Below are 19,855 nucleotides of genomic sequence, written 5' to 3'. Positions count from 1 at the left end.
ATAGAAACACAGCCCCATTCCTTTAAAAGACATCTTGATAGCCCAAAGGATCATCAATCCGATACGGTAGTACCCAGAATGAGGATCCAAATCGCGGACTCTTTAGGGGATTTTTCCGCGCATAGCAAAACGCCGGTCGGGTATCCGGACCGGCGCGGCGATATGAATCAGGGAAGACCGACGCTCTTAGGGCCTGTTCACGCTATTTGCATCGCGCCTGCTGGATGCAAATAGCGTGAACAGGCCCTAACCGGCAGGCAGTGGTTCCACCCACTCCTCGGTACCGTGACGGGGGGTGACGAACAGCACCTGGATGGAAGGGGTATGCAGGGTGGCCGTGTGCGGCAGGCCACGGGGAATCAGCAGCGCGTGGCCGGAGGCCAGTTCATGGGCCAGCAAGGTCCCATCCGGCTGCCGCACCCGCATGGTCAGACGACCGTCCAGGATCACCAGCAGCTCATCGCCACGTGGGTGACGCTCCCAACTGCCATCGGAACGAGTGTTGTGAATGGTGATCACCCCGACCATGGACTCCTCGTCGCAGCGATGGTGGCCGAGCAGGGAGAAAGGCTGATCGTCGGGAATGGCGTCCACGGCTTGCCGCAGATTGACGGCGACGGAGGACATAGCGGGCTCCTTGTTAGCAGTGATGGACAACAGGGGATCGAAGGATGGCAACGTTGTTGCGCTTCAGAAATTATGCGAGTGTTTCCTCACATTTCCCATTCGCATTCCGGAGCCCGCCATGCCACCCTCCTCGACGTCCACGGAGCCCCGTAAACAGCCGCGTCAGGCCCGCTCCCACGCCACGGTGGAAGCCCTGCTGGAAGCCACGGCTCAGGTTTTGGTGGCCCACGATTACAAGGGCGCCACCACCGCCCGCATCGCCGAACGGGCCGGCGTCAGCATCGGTTCGCTGTATCAGTACTTTCCCAATCTGGAGTCGCTGGTGGCGGCGCTGGTGGATCGGCATGCCCAGGGCCTGCTGGAGGTGATGGACCGGGCTCTGGAAGGCGACGACGCGGCCGGGTTGGAAGGCGGTCTGCGGACGCTGATTCACGCCGGCCTGGACATGCAACGCCTGGACCCGGCGCTGCACCGGGTGTTGATGGAGCAATTGCCCAATGTGGACCGCTTACGCCGGGCGCGGGACACCAGCCACCGTCTCACCGGCCTGATCGAAGCCTTTCTATGCCGTCATGCCGATCAGCTGGCTCCCGGACGCCAGCCGGCTCTGGCCGCCGTGGTGGTGGAAACCAGCCTGGAAGCCGTGGCGCACCGGGCGGTGAACGATTACCCGTCAGCGGCGGAACAGCAACGGCTTCAGGACGAATTGTATGATCTGTTATTGAACTATCTCACCAGTTAACCGGCGTCAGCACACTTTCAGGCATACCTGCATTTACCTTTTGGCGCAGGCCACTGCCGTCTATTAACGGATCACACCTTGTACGTTGGAGCGAAACGTTCGCCAAGAAACCACTTCAGCTGACTCAGGTAACACAGGTCATCGGTGCCGGTCTTCCGCTTGGCCAATCCCGTGCCCATAGACCAGTTTTCCCCCGTACCAGCCGCCAACCACCAGACTGGCAAAGCCCCCGACATCCAGCGCCAGCGCCATCTTATTCGGAGCCACGGGTTGCATCTGATCCAGTCCCACCAATAAGCGCAGGCCAAACAGGGCAAACGCCAACATCATCAAGCCCATATGCCGGTAGCAGTCGGCCAATGGCCGGCCTTCCGGAACCTTGGAAAGTTCCAGCAGGCCAGTCGGCATGGCAAGCACAGCCGAGCAGCAGCCCACTGTCAGCAGGCCCGCCGACCAACGCCAGGCGAGCTCACCCGAATGAAGACTGGCGAAATCCGCCGCCACGGCCAGTGACCAACAGGCAACAGGAAAATGTACCAGTACTGGATGCAAGGGATGCCGCACGGTTCAGATCACCAAGGCCAGCAAAGTAAAAAATCCCGCAACAGCGATCCCCGCATGTACCGCCACCACCGCTTTGGGCGGAAATTTCTGGCGCAAATGAAACGATGCCAAAAAAAACCCGGCCAGCGCGGCAATCAACAGCAGTACGAAACCAATCTGCGCCTGCCGCGGCGCCGGGCCCTGCATGAGGATGCCAATCAGAAGAACAAGGCCGACCGCACCGAGTAAGGCATGCAGTATGGAAAGAAGCCAGGGAGCGAATTTATCACGCAGCACACTGACAGCGAGCACCAGCCCGCCAATGGCAGCAATGCCAAATACAACCAACGCGTAATTCAACATAGGAAGTTCCTCATAAACCAGGATCACGGCGCAGCACATGTAGCGGAAGGCCACTGCTGTTATTCTGGTCTGAATCTAGTGCAAGCCGGCTAATTTAACCTGCTTCATGCCCAATACTTGTGCCACGTCATACATCGCCTGATTCAGTATCTTGTGGGTGATCAAATCCGCCTCATAACCCACACTGCTGTTGATGTCCACCATGACCTGATGGTGAATTCCATTGGATACAGCCTTATCGAAGAGATAGCCGCTCCAAAATGTGCCATCGGGAGCTGTACCTGCACTCACCAGAGTTTCGGCCAGTTCAATGCCGTTTAACTCGGCGGGAGCAGGCAAGGTGATTCCGGCCTGCGTGGCGTGCTTAAGGCTGAGATTAACGGCCAAATCCATACCGCCAATAAAGATGTCAACTTCTTCTTGACCATATTGCTGTATTAATTTGGCAACTTCGGCGTTGACGATTTCCTCACCCAGCATTGTCACCAACGCCTTGGCAAAGCTGAATTCCTCGGCACCGCCACCAGCCCTGACCAGAGTTGCGGTGACCACCAAGGCGGGCTCACCTTGATATGAAGGCCCGCCAAACATGTTGGACGGACCGGAAACGTCTGAACTTCCCACTAACGCCTGACGGCCGCTGGCATCGTCATTACTGGCACAACCACTCATGGTCCCCAGTGAGGATATCGCCAGAGTTACAGTAACCGTGCTTATCAGAGAGCCAAAACGAGTTTTAACTAGCATCAAATGATCTCCTTGGAATTTGAATAAGCCGTACGATTTAACCGTGTCGTAAGATTGGCACTTATAAGATGATGCCAGCGCCCCTCACGTTCCCGGAAAGGAGACAATCCTGGTTACGGCCGGCCATTCAAGTTCGCAGCCACAACGGACAATCTCATCGGATGTGTGGAAGCAACCCGGCAAATGGCGCACGAAAGCGTATGAAGACTCCTGGTGGTCAAGTGTTCCGGTCATTCTGGCCTGCAAACATCTCGTCCCGAGATCCTGACCACCAGGTATTAACGAGCATATAAAAGACTGATCGGGCCATATTCTTCCTGACAGCGACGTGGCCCATGACGTTTTGGGAGTGATCAACCCGTTCACACACATCACGACCGTCGTCGGATGCCGAGGCCAGATTGATCAATTTCAGACATGGCGCTATTTGTTGTTTAGGCTGGCAAAGTACGCCGCCAGGTTTTCGATATCCCTATCGCTGAGCGTTTTAGCCATTCCGTTCATGATTGGATTACTGCGTGAACCTTCGCGAAATTTACGCAATTGAATTTTCAGGTACTCTGTATTCTGCCCAGCCAGATTAGGAATGGTTGGAGTATTGCTTAATCCGTCGATCCCATGACAACCAGCGCAAGCAGCCGCTTTCTGTTCGCCTGCATTCAGGTCGGCAGCCTGAGTGATCGGAGCAAAGATAAACAGTACAACCAAAATCATAAAGCAGGCCATGAGAAGCTCCCCCGGTTTGTGTTTCCATGGTCCGCTTGGGGGCTGTATCCCATTAGCTGGATACGGCAAGTTCCCCAACGTTCCTAGACTTTCAACCTCACGAGCCCGCCGGCGGAACACGGTTCATCTTCACCGCCAATTGAGCCAGTACATCAGCCACAATACGGTCACACCGTGCACCGTCAAAACCAAAGACATCCTCATAACTGAGGTCTACTTCGCGCGCAATGGCTTCGCGCATCAAGCCACGAGCACGAAAATGGCGAGATCGCACCGTGGCTTCTGGCAGACCAAGGCAGTCAGCGGTTTCTTCAACTGTCATTTCTCCCAGTGCCCGCAGGACAAACACACAACGAAAGGGCTCGGGGAGTTTGTCGATACTACACTCGATCAAGTGGCGGATTTCGGCACGCAAGGCGTCCTGTTCCGGGCCGTCCGAAGAGGCCAAACATGGTCTGATGTGAGGCACGTAGACATCCTCGGCGGTGAGTGACTCCGCGCTAGCATCGGAATCTATTCGCATGATGGTTGTACGACGCTGGTGCTTACGCCGTCGGGCCAGCGCTTCGTTGATTGCGATGCGGGTCAGCCAAGTAGATAGCTTGGCGGAACCATCAAATTGGCCGATATTGCGATAAGCTTTCAAGTAGGCGTCCTGCACGGATTCTTCCGCATCTTGTTCGTCCTTCAAAATGCTGCGTGCAGCGCGATAGAGGGATTGGTTATAACGACGCATCAAACATTCCAGAGCATTGGTATCGCCGGCAACCATTCGTTGGGCCAACTCTGCGTCGCTACTTCTGTCATTGACGATTTCAGCAGGGTTCAACATCAATGGAGCACTCACAGTTGCAATCTCAAGTACTTTGACGCCACCGGAATACGCTACGTTCCCGGTTAAAGCTGGTCGAGCCACCCCAGGGTTCACGGCAGATATATATCCCAGCGGCCCCATCAAGCACCGGCAGTTAACCAGGATTCCTCGTCACAGCGATGGTGCCCGAGCAGGGCAAAAGGCGGATCGACGGACAGGCTATCCGCGGCCTGCCGCAGATCGACGGCGCTGGAGGACATAGCGGGCTCCTGGGTGAGCGCTAAGGGACAAGACAGGGCCATGCGTGGCCACATTGTTGTGCCTGGAACATCATGCGAGTTTTCCCTCATATTTCACATTTGGTGGCCCACGATTACAAGGGCGCCACCACCGCCCGCATCGCCGAACGGGCCGGCGTCAGCATCGGTTCGCTGTATCAGTACTTTCCCAATCTGGAGTCGCTGGTGGCGGCGCTGGTGGATCGGCATGCCCAGGGCCTGCTGGAGGTGATGGACCGGGCTCTGGAAGGCGACGACGCGGCCGGGTTGGAAGGCGGTCTGCGGACGCTGATTCACGCCGGCCTGGACATGCAACGCCTGGACCCGGCGCTGCACCGGGTGTTGATGGAGCAATTGCCCAATGTGGACCGCTTACGCCGGGCGCGGGACACCAGCCACCGTCTCACCGGCCTGATCGAAGCCTTTCTATGCCGTCATGCCGATCAGCTGGCTCCCGGACGCCAGCCGGCTCTGGCCGCCGTGGTGGTGGAAACCAGCCTGGAAGCCGTGGCGCACCGGGCGGTGAGCGATTACCCGTCAGCGGCGGAACAGCAACAACTCCAGGATGAGCTGTATGACCTGCTGCGGAACTATCTCACCCGTTAGCGGGCTGGTTAGTCCCGATCCGGCGCGCCCAACGGGAACAGAGGCCGGTACGACCAGGTCTCATGGTCGGACGGAAAGGCCGGGATTCGACAACCGCCATGGCTTCCGGAACGGTCCCCCCGACTCGCCGTGGACTCAGGATGACTTATCCCCGGCCTCGTCCTCCAGCCACTGCAATCCGGAATAGGGTTTCTCCCTCAACGCTCTTAAACGGGAGGCCAGATCGCCGCGGTGAAACTCCAGCTTATGGCCGTCGGGATCAAGGAAATAAAGGGAGTCGCCTTCGCTGCGATTGTCTTTCCAGAGAGAGACGCCATGGCGGCGCAGCAGGTCAGCCTTTTCCCGGAACGCCGATTCCGTGAGGGAAAAGGCAACGTGCGAGTATTCCGGCAAAGGGCCTTGCCGAGTCCGATTGTCCAAGGATAAGCAAACCCAATCGCCACCGGACCGAAGATAAGCACCGCCATCCCAACGCACAGCGGCTGTCATGCCAACGATATCGGTATAGAACCTCAGGGAGCGGTCCAGGTCGGAGACCGACAGTGTTATGTGGTTAATACCTTGTCCGCCGCCTCGATGCATAGACCAATCCGCTCTTTGGCTCTGATTCTTCCCTCTTCCCTTTTAGAGGATAGCGTCGAACACCGGGACAAACTATTCGCTGCCCAGGCAGCTTCCCACAGCGGTTCAATGTCCTGGTACCAGCGTCAGCCGCAGGTCGTTGCCCAGTTGCCGCACATCAGCCCAGCGCAGGGATACTTTTTCCGCCATGCGTACCAGCGGCAAGGTGAGCAGGCCACGGGCATCGGTGCCGAGCAGCGCCGGTGCCATGTAGACAATCAATTCGTCGAACAGCGCTTCGCGGACGAAGGCCCCGGCCAGGGTGGCGCCGCATTCCACCAGGATTTCGTTACATTCCCGCCGGCTCAGGTCCGCCAGCAGCGCTTTCAGATCCACGCCGGAGCCGGAGCTGGGCAGGTGCATGACCTCGGCGCCGGTCGCTTCCAGGGCACGCTGCCGTTCGGGATGGGCTTCGCCGCCGACGATCAGGCAGGGACCCGCGGCGGTGACCACGGGGACGTCCACCGGCGTGCGCAAGCGCCGGTCGAGGATCACCCGCAAAGGTTGGCGGACCTGATCGGAGCCGTATTCGCCCAGCCGCCACTGGTCCGCGCGCACGGTGCAGGAAGGCCGGTCCGCCAGCACCGTGCCGATGCCGGTGATCACCGCCGAGCTGCGCGCGCGCAGCCGTTGCACGTCCTCGCGGGCCTCTGGGCCCGTAATCCACTGGGATTCGCCGCTGGCCATGGCGGTCCGGCCGTCCACGCTGGCGGCCACTTTGATACGCACCCAGGGCCGCTCACCGCGCATGCGGCGGCTGAACCCGGGATTCAGGGCCCGGGCTTCCGCCTCTTGCAGCCCCACTTCCACCTGAATACCGGCGGCGCGCAACTTGCCAAAACCGTTACCGGCCACTTGCGGGTTCGGGTCCTCCATGGCCGCCACCACGCGGGCGACGCCGGCCTCGACCAGGGCGTCGGCGCAGGGGCCGGTGCGGCCGGTGTGGGAACAAGGCTCGAGGGTGACATAGGCGGTGGCGCCGCGCGCCTCGGCGCCAGCGATGGCGAGCGCATGACGTTCGGCATGGGGCTCGCCGGCGCGGGCATGAAAGCCCTCGGCGATGATCCGCCCGTCCCGGGCGATGACGCAGCCCACACGGGGGTTGGGATCGGTGGTATACAGTCCTCTCCGGGCCAGTTGCAGGGCCCGGATCATGCAATGCTGATCAAAGGCCGGATCGCTCATGCGCCGTCCTTGCCGTCCTTTTTATCACCAGTCCGGCTTCGCAATCGATCCACTTCGGCGGCGAATTCGGAAATGTCCTGGAAGCTGCGGTAGACCGAGGCGAAGCGCACGTAGGCCACGTCGTCCAACTGTTGCAACGCCTCCATGACGAATTCCCCCAGCTCCCGCGCCGGCAATTCCCGCTCACCGGTGGCCCGCAGTTGATGACAAATGCGACTGATGGCGGCTTCCAGGTCCTCCACGCTCACCGGACGCTTCTCCAGTGCCCGCTGCATACCGGCACGAAGCTTGCTCTCATCGAACGGCTGACGGGTACCGTCGGACTTGATCACCCGCGGCATCACCAGCTCGGCGGTTTCAAAGGTGGTGAACCGCTCGTTGCAGCTCAGACACTCACGCCGGCGCCGCACCTGGCCGCCATCGGCCACCAGCCGCGAATCGATCACCTTGGTATCTTGCGCGCCGCAGAAGGGACAGTACATGGGAAGACCAGTTGACAGTTGATAGTTGACAGTTGATAGCTAAAAAACCAGCAACCCGCGTTATCCTCGAGCCTTGGTGGTTCTGATAATGGCTGTCAGAATTCTTAATAACTCTTTGGTATCCGCCATCATAGACCGTCCGTGCCGCAAATCTAAATAGCCAGACTCAGTCAATAAATCCAACCAATACTCGGTTTCGTTGGCTTCCTTCAGTGCAATCGCCAGTTTATGAACGAAATCCGCCCGACTCTCAGCCTGCTCCGCTTCACGAATCAGTGCCCCAATCGCGGTACCGCTACGGAGCAATTGCTTGCTCAATACGTATTCCCGCATCTCTTCCTGGAGCAATCGGCAACACTTCACCACCCGCAATGCAAAAGCGCGGGATTTCTCCCGCGCCACGAATCTTGTCGTCATCCTTGACGCCTCGTTTTGTTTTCGCTGTCAACTGTCCACTGTCAACTATCAATTCACCCTTTACCGCTCATAGACCGGCAACCGCGCGCAGATCTCACCGACCTTCCCACGCACTTCGTCGATCACCGCTTCGTCGCCCATGTTGTCGAGGATGTCGCAGATCCAGCCGGCGAGGTCGGCGGCGTCCTGCTCGTTGAAGCCGCGGCGGGTGATGGCGGGGGAGCCGATGCGCAGGCCGGAGGTGACGAACGGGGAACGCGGATCGTTGGGGACGGCATTCTTGTTGACGGTGATGTGGGCGCGGCCGAGGGCGGCGTCGGCGTCCTTACCGGTGATGTCCTGCTTGATCAGGCTGAGCAGGAACAGGTGGTTTTCGGTACCGTTGGAGACCACATCGAAACCGCGCTCGATGAACACCCGGGCCATGGCCTGGGCGTTCTTGACCACGTTCTGCTGATAGCTCTTGAAGGACTCGTCCATGGCTTCCTTGAAGCAGATCGCCTTGGCGGCGATGACATGCTCCAGAGGGCCGCCCTGGCCGCCGGGGAAGACGGCGGAATTGATCTTCTTCTGCAGGTCTTCGTTGGCCTTGCCCATGATCAGGCCGCCACGGGGGCCACCCAGGGTTTTGTGGGTGGTGGTGGTGGTGATGTCGGCGATGCCCACCGGGCTCGGGTAGACGCCAGCGGCGATCAGACCGGCCACGTGGGCCATGTCCACCATCAACACCGCGCCCACCTCGTCGGCGATGGCGCGGAAACGCTGCCAGTCCACCACCTGGGAATACGCGGAGAAGCCGGCGACGATCATTTTCGGCTTGTGCTCGCGGGCCAGTTCCGCCACCTGATCATAGTCGATCAGGCCGGTTTCGTTGTCCAGACCATACTGAATGGCGTTGTACATCTTGCCGGAGAAGTTGGGCTTGGCGCCGTGGGTCAGGTGGCCACCGGCGTCCAGGCTCATGCCCAGCACGGTGTCACCGGGTTGCAGCACCGCCATGTAGACGGCGGCGTTGGCCTGGGAGCCGGAGTGCGGCTGCACGTTGGCCCAGTCCGCGCCGAACAGCTGGCAGGCACGGTCGATGGCCAGTTGCTCCACCACGTCCACGTTCTCGCAGCCACCGTAGTAGCGCTTGCCCGGGTAGCCCTCGGCGTACTTGTTGGTGAGCACGGAGCCCTGGGCTTCCATCACCCGCGGAGAAGCGTAGTTCTCGGAGGCGATCAACTCGATGTGCTGCTCCTGGCGCAGACGCTCGGCGTCGATGGCGGCCTGGATTTCCGGGTCGAACTCGGCGATGGACATGGATTTGGGGAACATGGGCTACCCTCTAAGGTACGGTCTGGTTGGGGATTCAGGGGCGCGTATTCTAACCAAAACCCCGCCCTTTGGCACTTGAATGGCGCTCATGACGACTTGAACCGGGCAAATCCCGCCGGCGCGGGGCCATTTGGCCTCAGGAGGGCGTCTGCTCCCGGCCGGAGGCGCGCTCACTGAGCCGAAAAGCACCGATCACCGCGCTCAGGGACTCGGCCTGGTCGCGCATCTCGCCAGCGGCGGCGTTGGTTTCCTCGACCATGGAGGCGTTGTGCTGGGTCATGGTGTCCAGTTCCGTCACCGCCGTGTTGACCTGGCCAATACCGAGACTCTGCTCCTGGGCGCCGGTGCTGATCTCGGCGATCACCGCGTTGACCTTCTCGATGGCGGCGAGGATCTCCTCCATGGTGCGGCCAGTGTCCTCCACCTGGGTGGCGCCGGAGCGAGTCCAGTTCACCGAGGTACCGATCAGCTCGCGGATCTCCTTGGCCGCTTCCCCGGAACGGCTGGCCAGGGTACGCACTTCCTGGGCCACCACCGCGAAGCCTTTGCCGTGCTCACCAGCCCGGGCCGCCTCCACCGACGCGTTCAACGCCAGGATGTTGGTCTGGAAGGCAATGCCATCGATCAGGGTGACGATATCGGCAATGCGGGTGGAAGAGTCGTTGATGCGCGCCATGGTCTGCTCCACTTCCTGCATGGCCGCTTGCCCCCGCCGCGCCACATCCACGGTGCCACGAACCAGTTGGGTCGCCTTGCCGCTGGCGTCCGAGGTGTTGTGCACGGTGTGGGTGATTTGCTCCATGGAGGCGGAGGTTTCCTGCAGGTTGGCCGCCGTTTGCTCGGTACGGGCGGACAGTTCCTGGCTGCCGCGGGCGATCTCCTCGGCGGCGGTCTTCACGCTCAAGGCGCTGTCGCGCACTTTTGACAAGGTACCGTCGATACGCCCGATGAAGGCGTTGAACTGATCCGCCAGTTCACCGATCTCATCGCTGCGGCGGCTGTGGATGCGGGCGGTCAGATCGCCATCCCCTTCGCTGATCTCACGGATACGCCGGGTGATCTGGCGGATCGCCCGGGACATCAGGTGCGGGCCGATCAGGGCGATGGCGATCGCCAGCACGCCGATGATCACGGCGAAGACACTGATGGCCAGTTGCTGGAGCCGAACCGTCTCCAAGGTCTCTTCCTGCAACGCCCGGATGCGCGCGGCGACATTGTCACCGGCCTGATCATAGAAGGCGCGCAGGGCGTCGAAGCTGGCCTGGGACGGCCCATCCAACTGCTCCATGGCCTCCCCCACCAACTCGTCATTATAAAGCTGGAACACCTTGGCCGATTCGCGCCGCCAGGTTTCATAGAGCTGCCGGTACTCATCGGCCTTGCCGCCGGTATCCATGTAGCCGTCCATCAGCTCCGCCATGCGCGCGATGCGCTCCTGGGCCTGGACCGCGTTCTCCTCATAGAAAGCCTGATTGGCCCGCGCTTCCGGCGTACCGGGAATGCCGCGCAGAAAGGCCATTTCCGCCAGCCGGGCCTGATACAGGTCGCGGTCGGCGTTGACCACTTCGGTGATGGCCGGCGTGAACCGGTCGCCGAACTCCAGCATCCGCTGTTTCACCGAGTTCACCAGCAGTACGTTCACTCCCACCACGATCCACAACGCCAATGCCACCCCGATGAAGGCGACCCCATACTTCACATTGATCCGGTTGAGTTTTGCCAGCACGGCCTGCTCCTGAAAGGTCCAACACACCCGCTTCGGAAAGTGGAATCGGGTTTCGTGGCCGTGTTATCGGCGGAACCAGCCGCTTCTTGAGGATCCCGGCCCGCACCGGGCTTTCATCCTCCCGCGCCTTCGGTTAGTTTAGGCGCCACACCCCGGCCCCCGCCTAGCGGGGCCTTAACGCACTGTCAGGCAAGCCATTTTCTATGTCTCAATACATCTTCACCCTGGACCGGGTGGGCAAGGTGGTCCCCCCGAAGAAGCAGATCCTGAAGGACATCTCCCTGTCATTCTTCCCCGGTGCCAAGATCGGCGTGCTCGGTCTCAACGGCTCGGGGAAATCCACCCTGCTGAAAATCATGGCCGGGGTGGACAAGGACTACATCGGCGAAGCCCGCCCGATGGCCGGCATCAATATCGGCTATCTGCCCCAGGAACCGGAGCTGGATCCGGAAAAGAACGTGCGCGAGATCGTTGAGGAAGCGCTGTCCGAAATCCGCAATGCCCAGACCCGGCTGGAAGAGGTCTACGCCGCCTACGCCGACGAAAATGCCGACTTCGACAAGCTGGCCGAGGAGCAGGCGCGGCTGGAAGCGATCATCGAAACCGCCGACGCCCACAATCTGGAGCGCAAACTGGATATCGCCGCCGACGCCTTGCGCTTGCCGCCCTGGGAAGCCTCGGTGAAGAACCTGTCCGGGGGCGAGAAGCGCCGGGTGGCCCTGTGCCGCCTGCTGATGAGCGCTCCGGACATGCTGTTGCTGGACGAGCCCACCAACCACCTGGACGCCGAGTCCGTGGCCTGGCTGGAACGCTTCCTGCACGAGTTCCCCGGCACCGTGGTGGCGGTGACCCACGACCGCTACTTCCTGGACAACTCCTGCGAATGGATCCTGGAGCTGGACCGTGGCGAAGGCATCCCCTGGAAAGGCAACTATTCCTCCTGGCTGGAGCAGAAGGAACAGCGCCTGGAGCAGGAAGCCAAGAGCGAATCCGCGCACCGCAAGACGGTGGAGAAAGAACTGGAATGGGTACGGCAGAATCCGAAGGGCCGTCGTGCCAAGAACAAGGCCCGGGTGTCCGCCTTCGAGGAACTGGCCAGCCAGGAATTCCAGAAGCGCAACGAAACCCAGGAGCTGTATATCCCGCCGGGCGAACGCCTTGGCGAGAAAGTGTTCGAAGTGAAGGGCGTCAGCAAGCACTTCGATGACAAGATGCTCTACGAGAATCTGAATTTCTCGGTGCCCCGCGGCGCCATCGTCGGCATCATCGGCCCCAACGGCGCCGGTAAAACCACCCTGTTCCGTATGTTCGCCGGACAGGAGACACCGGACAGCGGCGAGATCGAGATCGGCGACACCGTGGACCTGGCCTATGTGGATCAGAGCCGCGAGGACCTGGACGGCAACAAGAGCGTGTGGGAGGAAGTCTCCGACGGTTTGGATATCCTCAAGATAGGCAACTACGAAGTCCCGAGCCGCGCCTATCTCGGCCGCTTCAACTTCAAGGGCGCCGACCAGCAGAAACGGGTCAAGGACCTGTCCGGCGGGGAACGCAACCGGCTGCATCTGGCCAAGTTGCTCAAGCAGGGCGCCAACGTGCTGCTGTTGGACGAACCCACCAACGACCTGGACGTGGAAACCCTGAGAGCCCTTGAAGAAGCACTGCTGGCGTTCCCCGGCTGCGCCATCGTGATCTCCCACGATCGCTGGTTCCTGGACCGGGTGGCGACCCACATCCTCTCGTTCGAAGGCGACGCCAACGTGGAGTGGTTCGAGGGATCCTACACCGAATACGAGGAGTTCAAGCGCAAGCAGCTGGGCGATGATGCCCTGCAGCCCAAACGCATGAAGTACAAGCGTATCGAGGTGTAACTCTCTCCCACCAGGCGGAAACCGCGGCCGATGAGCGAATCGCAACTGGAAAGTCCGGATTTTGTCGAGCGCTTGCGCCGCGGTGACCGCGCTGCTTTTGCCCTGTTGGTAAAGCACTACCATCCCCGGCTTCTCAGTACCGCCCGCAGCCTGCTGCAACCGGCGGACGCAGAGGAGGCGGTGCAGGACGGCTGGATCGCCGCCCACGGCGCCCTGGCCCGTTTCGAGGGCCGCAGCACCCTGCTGACTTGGCTCACCCGCATCGTCATTAATCAGGCCCGCATGCAACTGCGCCGCCACGGCCGCGAGATCCAGTTTGACCCCACCGAGGACACCGGCGACGCCCTGGCCCACCGCTTTCGCGGCAACGGTCACTGGCGGACGCCGCCACTCACCTGGGAACTGCACGGGCCGGACGCGTTATTGACCCGGAACGAATTGAAGCGCTGCATGGACAAGCATCTTGGAGCCATGCCGGAGAACCAGCGCCTGGTACTGGAGCTGCGCGATATTCAGGGCCTGGATTTCGATGCTATCTGTAACATTCTCGAGATCAGCCCATCCAATGTCCGGGTACTGCTGCATCGCGCCCGCACGCGGCTGTTCCAACTGGTGGATCACTTTCAGGAGACCGGCGAATGTTGAAGTGCAAAGAAGTGGTACAGCGCGCCGACGCCCTGGTCGATGGTACTCCGTTGAGCCTTGGAGAACGCCTGGCCCTGCGCACCCATCTCATGATCTGTCGCCACTGCCGCCGCTACGTGCGGCAGCTGGACGCGCTTACCGAGCATCTACGCCACCAAGCCCCGGATGCCCCTCTTGGTGATGACCAGGTGGACGCCATCCTGGCGCGATTGCCGCGCCGCCCTTCCTGAGCGGCGCTGTTTGTAACATTCGCACCACCACGGCATCTCTATTCCGACTTCCATAAAACAGGATGCCGGCATGTCATTCCCCTCTGTTCTTGGCCTTCGCGTCCAGGCGCTGCTGGAGCGCGCCCGTACTCTGGACTTCCTGGCGCCCCTGGCGCTGAGGTTATACCTGGCACCGGTGTTTTTCAGCGCCGGTCTCAACAAACTGAACGCCTTCGACGCCACCGTCGCCTGGTTCGGTAACCCGGAGTGGGGCCTGGGCCTGCCCTTTCCCTGGCTGCTGGCATTCCTGGCCACCGCCGCCGAGTTGATCGGTGGCGTTATGCTGCTTCTTGGCCTGGCCACCCGCCTGATCAGCCTCCCCTTGATGGCCACCATGCTGGTCGCCATCTTCGCCGTGCATTGGCCCAACGGCTGGTTCGCCATCGCGCCGTCCAACGCGGAAACCAGCATGGCACGCCCGCTGGCGGCGCTGGGCATTCCCGCCGCCGAGGCAAGCCTTGAGAACAGCGCCGGCGTCGGCGAACGATTGACGCAGGCCCGTGCTCTGTTACGGGAACATGGCCATTATGATTGGCTAACGGAGAAAGGCACTTTCGTGGTACTCAATAACGGCATCGAGTTCGCCGCCACTTATCTGATCATGCTGATGATCTTGTTTTTCCATGGCGCGGGCCGATTTCTGAGTCTGGATTACTGGGCATCCCGCCTCATCAGTGGCCTCAGTTCCGCTGTCCCAGCCAGAGAGCCGTTAGAGCGGCCCGGCTCCTGACATTGAACTTACGATAGATACTGCCGACATGTTTATGAGTGGTGTCGGCTTTCTGATCCAGCTTTTCCGCGATCTGTTTTTCCGCCAGGCCGGTCAACAGATGATGCATCACCTTTTTTTCGGTGGGCGTGAGTGGCTGACGGGCGATCAGCAGACCGTGCCCCAGCAGTACTTTTTTGTGGAACCAGCCCAGGCTGCGCAACGCCTCCACGGCGATATCCAGTTCCGCCTTGCCAAATGGCTGTTCGCTGCCGACCCGGTTGAAGCAGAAATAGACTTCGGTGTCGGCATTGACCGGTGCCGCCACGAAGAAGGTATCGGTGATGTTGCGGCGTTGATAATAATGCCGGTAGTGCGGTCCGTTGAAGAAGGCCGCCGAAACGTGGTCCCGCATCAACGTGGCGCGAAAACGCCCGGCCTTGCGCACATGATTGCGCGTACTTTCATCCACCGGGTATTCCCCCGCCTCGAACTTTTCCATGTTGTTCTTCACCACCGACTTGTCGTCGGACATTTCCTTGTAGAAAAACATGGGGCCGGGCCGCCAGCCCAGCATGGGGTCCTTGTTGGCATCCAGATGACCGAGCAGGAAACAGCTGAGCCAATAGCCATGATCGGCATCAATCAGCTCGCTGATGGATTCCAGCAGGTAACGCAGCCCATCCGTCCCCAGCAACGGCTCGGGAAAATCGGCCAGTCGGTCCCAAATACGATGAATGTGCTCGCGAACAGTATTGGACATGAAGCGGATTATTATTGATCCCCAAGGTCGGCTTCGTCTCCATTCTACCCGTTTCCCGCCACGACATAGCAAGCCCGGTCGGCTCATCTCCTGTTTCGCATTCGTTTGCGTTATGGTTTCAATAAACTGAAACAAGAGGTGGATCATGGGCGTTCGCTGGTGGTTAGGCCGCCATCTGGTGCGTTATCTGGGCCGCGACCGGCCGCATCTGTCGCTGGCCCCCGCCACCGGGCTCCAACTTCTCGCGGACACGGTGCAAGTGGGTGACGTCCTGCTGGTGGAAGGTACCAGTCGGTTCAGTTCGGCGGTGAAATATCTGACCCAGTCCACCTGGTCCCACGCCGCGCTGGTGGTCGCCACCGCCCCATCCCCGCGACACTGCCGCCTGATCGAGGCAGACCTAGAACAGGGCGTGCGCGAGGTTCCGCTTGATCACTACCGAGGCTTTCACACCCGGATCTGCCGCAGCATCGGGCTCACCACTGAAGACCTGTCGCGGGCGGTCAACTACGCCCGCGAGCGGGTGGGGTACCGCTACGACCTGCGCAATATCGTCGATCTGGCCCGCTACCTGATTCAGACACCGCCTGCTCCCAGCCGCTGGCGCCGCCGCATGCTGGCACTGGGCAGCGGTGACCCCACCCGCGCAATTTGTTCCACGCTGATCGCCCAGGCGTTTCAGTCGGTCCGCTACCCGATCCTGCCCGACGTCGAATGGGAAAATCAGTGCGATCCGGCCCAACAAAGCTATTGCAGGGAGATCCTGCATATTCGCCACTACAGTCTGTTCGCGCCGAGAGATTTTGATATCTCACCGTATTTTCAGGTGATCAAGCCGTCCCTGCGGGGTTTCGATCCCTATCGGGTCAATTGGTCACCGGAAAGCGCGGCGACGGCATCGGATCACTGAGCCGCTTGCTGACGCCGCCGGGCCCGCTAGAAGTCCAGGCTGTATCCCACCGTCACGACACGGCCACGCCCTTTGAAATACTGGCTGTTGGTGGTGGTCCCGGATTGCGAGAAGTAGGTGAAATAGTCCTCGTTGAACAGGTTTTCCAGTCCCGCGCTCAACTGCCCTTTCGGTAATTGATAGATCAGGCCCAGATCCACCAGGTTGTAGCCCTCGAAGCGTTTCTCCGGCTCATCGAAATGGCGGCTGAAATAATGGGTGCCCTGAATCTGGGAGCGCAGCTTCCCGGTCCAATTGGCCTGCCACCGCAGCGTCAGCCGATCCGGCGCCACATTGCGTCCATCCAGTTTGGTATCCACACGACCGTCCTCGTTGCTGTCATAACGGCCGCGAACTTTGGCGTAGGTGGCGCTGAGGCGGTGATTCTCCAGAACCTGCCAGCCAACACTGGCTTCCATGCCATCGATCTCTGTCTTCTCCCGGCGCACCTTGGTGAAGCCATCGGCACCTTGTTCGAGACGCTGCCCCAGATCAGAATCAGATTGGTAATAGCTGACCTCAAAGTCCACCGGATGCTGGTGAAACCGCAGCCCGATCTCCCTGTTTTCGGTAATGATGGGACGAAGATCGAGGAATTTCTCGATGTCGGTGTTGGGATCGTCGATCTCGCGCAACACCCGGCCCACGTCCGGCAGCCCGAAGCCTTCCGCGTAGCTGGCGAACAGCTGCCAGCCGTCCGTGATCTGATAGGTCAGGCCGGCGTTATAGAGCGTTTCATCATAGCTGGGGGTGCCGCCGGTAATGCGAGCGCCGCCATAGGACGCCAGCGTGGTGAAGTCATCAACATCCAGCTCGGCGTACTCGTAGCGAACACCGGCCTGGGCGGTGAGCCGGTCATTGACTCGCCAGAGTCCCTGCAGGAAAGGCGCGATATTGCGGAATTGTGTCTCCGGCACCCACTCCCGATGAGTCAGCACCATGATCTGGCTGGTCTCGTCCTGAATCACATCGAAACCGGCAGTGAGTTTGACCCGGCCTTCGAAAAGACCATCCCGGTTCAACGTGAACTTGCCACCAATCTTGTCAGCCTCGTTTTGCGATTGATCGTACAGATTGTTACCGGGATCAATAGACGGATCCTGAAATACGGAGAAAACACCTCCGCCGTACCGGGCCCGGAACCGTTGCGTATACACCTGGGCCCGCACGTCATTGCCTAGAAAATTACGGTGATGATAGTTGAGACTGGTGGTCAGCACTTCGTTACGGGGCGGCTTGCCACCGGGATCGCCTTTGACCGAGGTGGTGGGCCTGCCGATGGATCGCTTGCCATCCACGGTCATGTAATCGTGATTGCTTTCGAGAAAAAAACGATTGGCGGTGAATTGCAGATTCTGATTGTCATCGAACCAGTAGCCGATTTTTACCATCACATCATGGCCCTGGGAATCCATGATATCGCCCTGGCTGCGGTCGATGCCCACCGGATCCCCCTTGGCGTCATAGAACAGGCCACGGGAGTGATAGGTGACGCCGGCGAGATAATCCCAGTTACCGGTCATGCCTTCCACCCGATAGCTGCCCATGTAACTGACACTGTCGGAATCGAAGTTGCTGGGGGCGCTGATATTGGTGGCGATGTGTTGGTGGACATCGTCACCTTGCGGGCGCCGGGTGACAAAATTGATGATACCGCCAGTGGCGCCCAAACCGTGCTCGGCACTGGCGCCGTGGATAACTTCGATGCGATCCACCATGGACAGATCGATGGTGTAACTTTCCCGGCTGCTGTCTCTCAGCGGGTTCGATTGAGGCACACCATCAATCAGGAACAGCGGCTTGCGGCCACGAAAGGTTTCACCGTAGTTGGTCAGTTTTTGCCGGCTCGGCGCATAGGACGGAATCAGGCTGCTCAGCACCAGGGACTGGTCGCTGGTCATGGCCATCTGTTCCTCGATCTGTTCCCGGGTGATGACGGTGACCTTCTGCGGTGTTTTCCCTAATTGCGCTTGCGACCGGCTGGCGGTGACGGTCACCGGTTCCAGAACCGCCGGAGCCGCCGCTGCCGTCAGCACCACCGAGCGCTCATCCACCCGCCGCCAGCCAAGGCCGGTTCCGGCCAGCAACTGCGCCAGGGCCCGTTGCCGGGTGTAGGCGCCCCGCACTCCTTGGGAGTGGCGGCCTGCCGTCATTGAGGCATTGGCGGAGACGATCCAGCCGGATTGTGCGGCGAAACGGGCGAGCGCTTCCGCCAGAGGGCCGGCGGCAATGTCATAGTTTTGCTTACTGGTTTCCGGCGTGGCGGTTGGTGCCTCTTGGGCCCATACCGGGCGTTCCACCAGGCAGGGCAGCACAAGGAGGGAAAGTGCCAGCATCAAAGGCTGGCGGCGAAGCCTGAAAAGCATGTCGTTCTCCTGTTTTTCGTTTTGCGCATAGGCCTTTGTGATCTAAGCCCCGCGAAAAGCGAAAACCGGAAAAAAAGTTCGTCGCGATTTAAAAGGAAACAGAATTGCTCTCCATCAGGGACAGCGGAGCCGTGTTACGCCTTTGCGGGAACGTCGTGAAGCAGGTTCCGCAAAGGCGTAACACGGCTCCGCTTCGAGGTAACCGAGAAAGACGGATGTCCTTTCCACTCCATACCGGGATGAAGAGCATCCTTCCCTCTCTCCAGAAAGGTCCGTCGTCGTTGGCGTCCAAAACGCAGCGGTTCACTCAAAGCGGGTCTTTACGGAGGTCCACATTCCCGGTAATCCGCGATGAACCAAAAGAAAGACCGAGTTGCCCTTGAGACATAAATCCGGAGGCCACTACAGTGCTACTGTGGAGGGAATATCAGCGTGATGCGGATTCGACTTTGACCCACCAGGGTGTCAGGCGTGTCACTTTCACCGGCAAGGTCGCTTCCAGCACCCGGAGAATGCGATCCGTGTCGTCCAGCGGAAAGCCGCCGCTGAGTTTCAGATCCGCCACGCTCTGGTCATAGCGGAGCACGCCGTGCCGATAGCGGGCCAGTTCATCAAGGAAATCCCCCAGCCGACGACCATTGGCCACCAGCAGGTTGTCACGCCAGGCGCTCTCTTCCGTCGGCAGCCGCGGGTTCTCCCAACGCCCCTCGCCATCGACGATAACGCCCTGCCCGGCCTCGACCAGTCGCTCGCCGACGTCGCCAACGACGGAGCTCACCGCCACCCGGCCACGATCAACGCGCACCCGCAGTCGTCCATCGGTGAGGCGCACTCCGAAGGCGGTGCCCAGCGGCGCCGCCGAACCCAAAGCGGTGGCGACACGCATGGGGCGGGCATCCCGGGCGGTCTCCAGATACAGTTCGCCAGCCCACAGACGCAGTAGCCGGTGGTCAGCATTGAAGTCGAGAGACACCGCGCTGCGCGTGTTCAACCACAAACGGCTGCCGTCTGGCAGTGTCACTTCGTGAATTTCCCCCACCGCGGTGCGCAGATCCGCCCGCCCCATGCGTGTCGCCACCGCTTTGGGTT

The 19,855-nt window shown here is 60.4% G+C and carries 22 protein-coding genes; 7 read left to right on the top strand and 15 right to left on the bottom strand.

The window, feature by feature from the left end:
* Positions 1–246 precede the first annotated feature (246 nt).
* Positions 247–627 (bottom strand): cupin domain-containing protein, encoded by a 381-nt coding sequence (locus tag E0L37_RS11040; protein WP_133491803.1) that lies wholly within the window; start codon positions 625–627, stop codon positions 247–249.
* A 118-nt stretch (positions 628–745) separates the two neighbouring features.
* Between E0L37_RS11040 and E0L37_RS11035 the strand changes: the two genes are divergently transcribed.
* Complete coding sequence (locus E0L37_RS11035) at positions 746–1,369, top strand: TetR/AcrR family transcriptional regulator (protein ID WP_166643048.1); 624 nt, start codon at positions 746–748, stop codon at positions 1,367–1,369.
* Positions 1,370–1,507: 138 nt separating this feature from the next.
* Here E0L37_RS11035 and E0L37_RS11030 read toward each other — a convergent pair whose 3' ends face one another.
* The 5 genes from E0L37_RS11030 to E0L37_RS11010 form a co-directional block, all read right to left on the bottom strand.
* A complete protein-coding gene (locus E0L37_RS11030) occupies positions 1,508–1,933 on the bottom strand; it encodes a DUF2231 domain-containing protein (protein WP_133491801.1) in 426 nt (141 codons plus the stop codon).
* 3 nt (positions 1,934–1,936) lie between these two features.
* On the bottom strand, positions 1,937–2,275 hold the full coding sequence (locus E0L37_RS11025) for a hypothetical protein (protein ID WP_133491800.1): 339 nt from the start codon (positions 2,273–2,275) through the stop codon (positions 1,937–1,939).
* Positions 2,276–2,350: 75 nt separating this feature from the next.
* Positions 2,351–3,022, bottom strand: a complete 672-nt coding sequence (locus tag E0L37_RS11020; protein ID WP_133491799.1) for a hypothetical protein — start codon at positions 3,020–3,022, stop codon at positions 2,351–2,353.
* A gap of 423 nt (positions 3,023–3,445) precedes the next feature.
* Positions 3,446–3,748, bottom strand: coding sequence for a cytochrome c (locus E0L37_RS11015; protein ID WP_133491798.1), 303 nt, complete (start codon positions 3,746–3,748; stop codon positions 3,446–3,448).
* A gap of 97 nt (positions 3,749–3,845) precedes the next feature.
* Positions 3,846–4,580 carry an RNA polymerase sigma factor gene (locus tag E0L37_RS11010; protein WP_133491797.1) on the bottom strand — a complete coding sequence of 245 codons (735 nt, stop codon included), beginning with the start codon at positions 4,578–4,580 and terminating at the stop codon, positions 3,846–3,848.
* Positions 4,581–4,894: 314 nt separating this feature from the next.
* Here E0L37_RS11010 and E0L37_RS11005 point away from each other — a divergent pair, with 314 nt between their 5' ends.
* On the top strand, positions 4,895–5,446 hold the full coding sequence (locus E0L37_RS11005; protein WP_133491796.1) for a TetR/AcrR family transcriptional regulator: 552 nt from the start codon (positions 4,895–4,897) through the stop codon (positions 5,444–5,446).
* Positions 5,447–5,581: 135 nt separating this feature from the next.
* On the opposite strand, the gene E0L37_RS11000 is transcribed toward E0L37_RS11005, so the two are convergent.
* From E0L37_RS11000 to E0L37_RS10975, 6 genes are all read right to left on the bottom strand, one after another.
* Positions 5,582–6,028 (bottom strand): VOC family protein, encoded by a 447-nt coding sequence (locus E0L37_RS11000; RefSeq protein ID WP_133491795.1) that lies wholly within the window; start codon positions 6,026–6,028, stop codon positions 5,582–5,584.
* 105 nt (positions 6,029–6,133) lie between these two features.
* A complete protein-coding gene (gene ribD / locus E0L37_RS10995; protein ID WP_133491794.1) occupies positions 6,134–7,252 on the bottom strand; it encodes a bifunctional diaminohydroxyphosphoribosylaminopyrimidine deaminase/5-amino-6-(5-phosphoribosylamino)uracil reductase RibD in 1,119 nt (372 codons plus the stop codon).
* On the bottom strand, positions 7,249–7,734 hold the full coding sequence (gene nrdR, locus E0L37_RS10990) for a transcriptional regulator NrdR (protein WP_133491793.1): 486 nt from the start codon (positions 7,732–7,734) through the stop codon (positions 7,249–7,251). Before nrdR ends, ribD begins: the two co-directional genes overlap by 4 nt.
* Positions 7,735–7,794: 60 nt before the next feature.
* Positions 7,795–8,151 carry a four helix bundle protein gene (locus E0L37_RS10985; protein WP_063140349.1) on the bottom strand — a complete coding sequence of 119 codons (357 nt, stop codon included), beginning with the start codon at positions 8,149–8,151 and terminating at the stop codon, positions 7,795–7,797.
* Between the two features lie 60 nt (positions 8,152–8,211).
* Positions 8,212–9,468, bottom strand: a complete 1,257-nt coding sequence (gene glyA, locus E0L37_RS10980) for a serine hydroxymethyltransferase (RefSeq protein ID WP_133491792.1) — start codon at positions 9,466–9,468, stop codon at positions 8,212–8,214.
* Between the two features lie 136 nt (positions 9,469–9,604).
* Entirely contained in the window at positions 9,605–11,194 is a 1,590-nt protein-coding gene (locus tag E0L37_RS10975; RefSeq protein ID WP_133491791.1) for a methyl-accepting chemotaxis protein, read from the bottom strand.
* 203 nt (positions 11,195–11,397) lie between these two features.
* Between E0L37_RS10975 and ettA the strand changes: the two genes are divergently transcribed.
* From ettA to E0L37_RS10955, 4 genes are all read left to right on the top strand, one after another.
* Positions 11,398–13,065 (top strand): energy-dependent translational throttle protein EttA, encoded by a 1,668-nt coding sequence (ettA, locus tag E0L37_RS10970; RefSeq protein WP_133491790.1) that lies wholly within the window; start codon positions 11,398–11,400, stop codon positions 13,063–13,065.
* Between the two features lie 30 nt (positions 13,066–13,095).
* Positions 13,096–13,710, top strand: a complete 615-nt coding sequence (locus E0L37_RS10965) for an RNA polymerase sigma factor (protein ID WP_133491789.1) — start codon at positions 13,096–13,098, stop codon at positions 13,708–13,710.
* Positions 13,704–13,940 (top strand): zf-HC2 domain-containing protein, encoded by a 237-nt coding sequence (locus tag E0L37_RS10960; protein WP_133491788.1) that lies wholly within the window; start codon positions 13,704–13,706, stop codon positions 13,938–13,940. The genes E0L37_RS10965 and E0L37_RS10960 overlap by 7 nt, the downstream gene beginning before the upstream one ends.
* A gap of 70 nt (positions 13,941–14,010) precedes the next feature.
* Complete coding sequence (locus E0L37_RS10955; protein WP_133491787.1) at positions 14,011–14,709, top strand: DoxX family protein; 699 nt, start codon at positions 14,011–14,013, stop codon at positions 14,707–14,709.
* On the opposite strand, the gene E0L37_RS10950 is transcribed toward E0L37_RS10955, so the two are convergent.
* Complete coding sequence (locus tag E0L37_RS10950; RefSeq protein ID WP_166643047.1) at positions 14,660–15,451, bottom strand: LuxR C-terminal-related transcriptional regulator; 792 nt, start codon at positions 15,449–15,451, stop codon at positions 14,660–14,662. The two genes, E0L37_RS10955 and E0L37_RS10950, sit on opposite strands and share 50 nt — an antisense overlap.
* Before the next feature lie 145 nt (positions 15,452–15,596).
* Here E0L37_RS10950 and E0L37_RS10945 point away from each other — a divergent pair, with 145 nt between their 5' ends.
* Positions 15,597–16,361: a YiiX/YebB-like N1pC/P60 family cysteine hydrolase gene (locus tag E0L37_RS10945; RefSeq protein WP_133491785.1), complete on the top strand. Its 765-nt coding sequence runs from the start codon at positions 15,597–15,599 to the stop codon at positions 16,359–16,361.
* A 26-nt stretch (positions 16,362–16,387) separates the two neighbouring features.
* Here E0L37_RS10945 and E0L37_RS10940 read toward each other — a convergent pair whose 3' ends face one another.
* Together E0L37_RS10940 and E0L37_RS10935 are read right to left on the bottom strand one after the other, a co-directional pair.
* Positions 16,388–18,766, bottom strand: a complete 2,379-nt coding sequence (locus tag E0L37_RS10940) for a TonB-dependent receptor (protein ID WP_133491784.1) — start codon at positions 18,764–18,766, stop codon at positions 16,388–16,390.
* A gap of 427 nt (positions 18,767–19,193) precedes the next feature.
* Positions 19,194–19,855, bottom strand: a 662-nt coding sequence (locus E0L37_RS10935; protein ID WP_205655606.1) for a FecR family protein, incomplete at its 5' end; no start/stop codon positions are given.

The organism is Alcanivorax sp. 24 (genome assembly GCF_004360225.1).
In the GTDB taxonomy this organism is placed as follows: Bacteria; Pseudomonadota; Gammaproteobacteria; order Pseudomonadales; family Alcanivoracaceae; genus Alloalcanivorax; species Alloalcanivorax xiamenensis.
The sequence above is the reverse complement of the archived record's forward strand: the minus strand, read 5'-3'. Positions and strand labels throughout refer to the sequence as shown.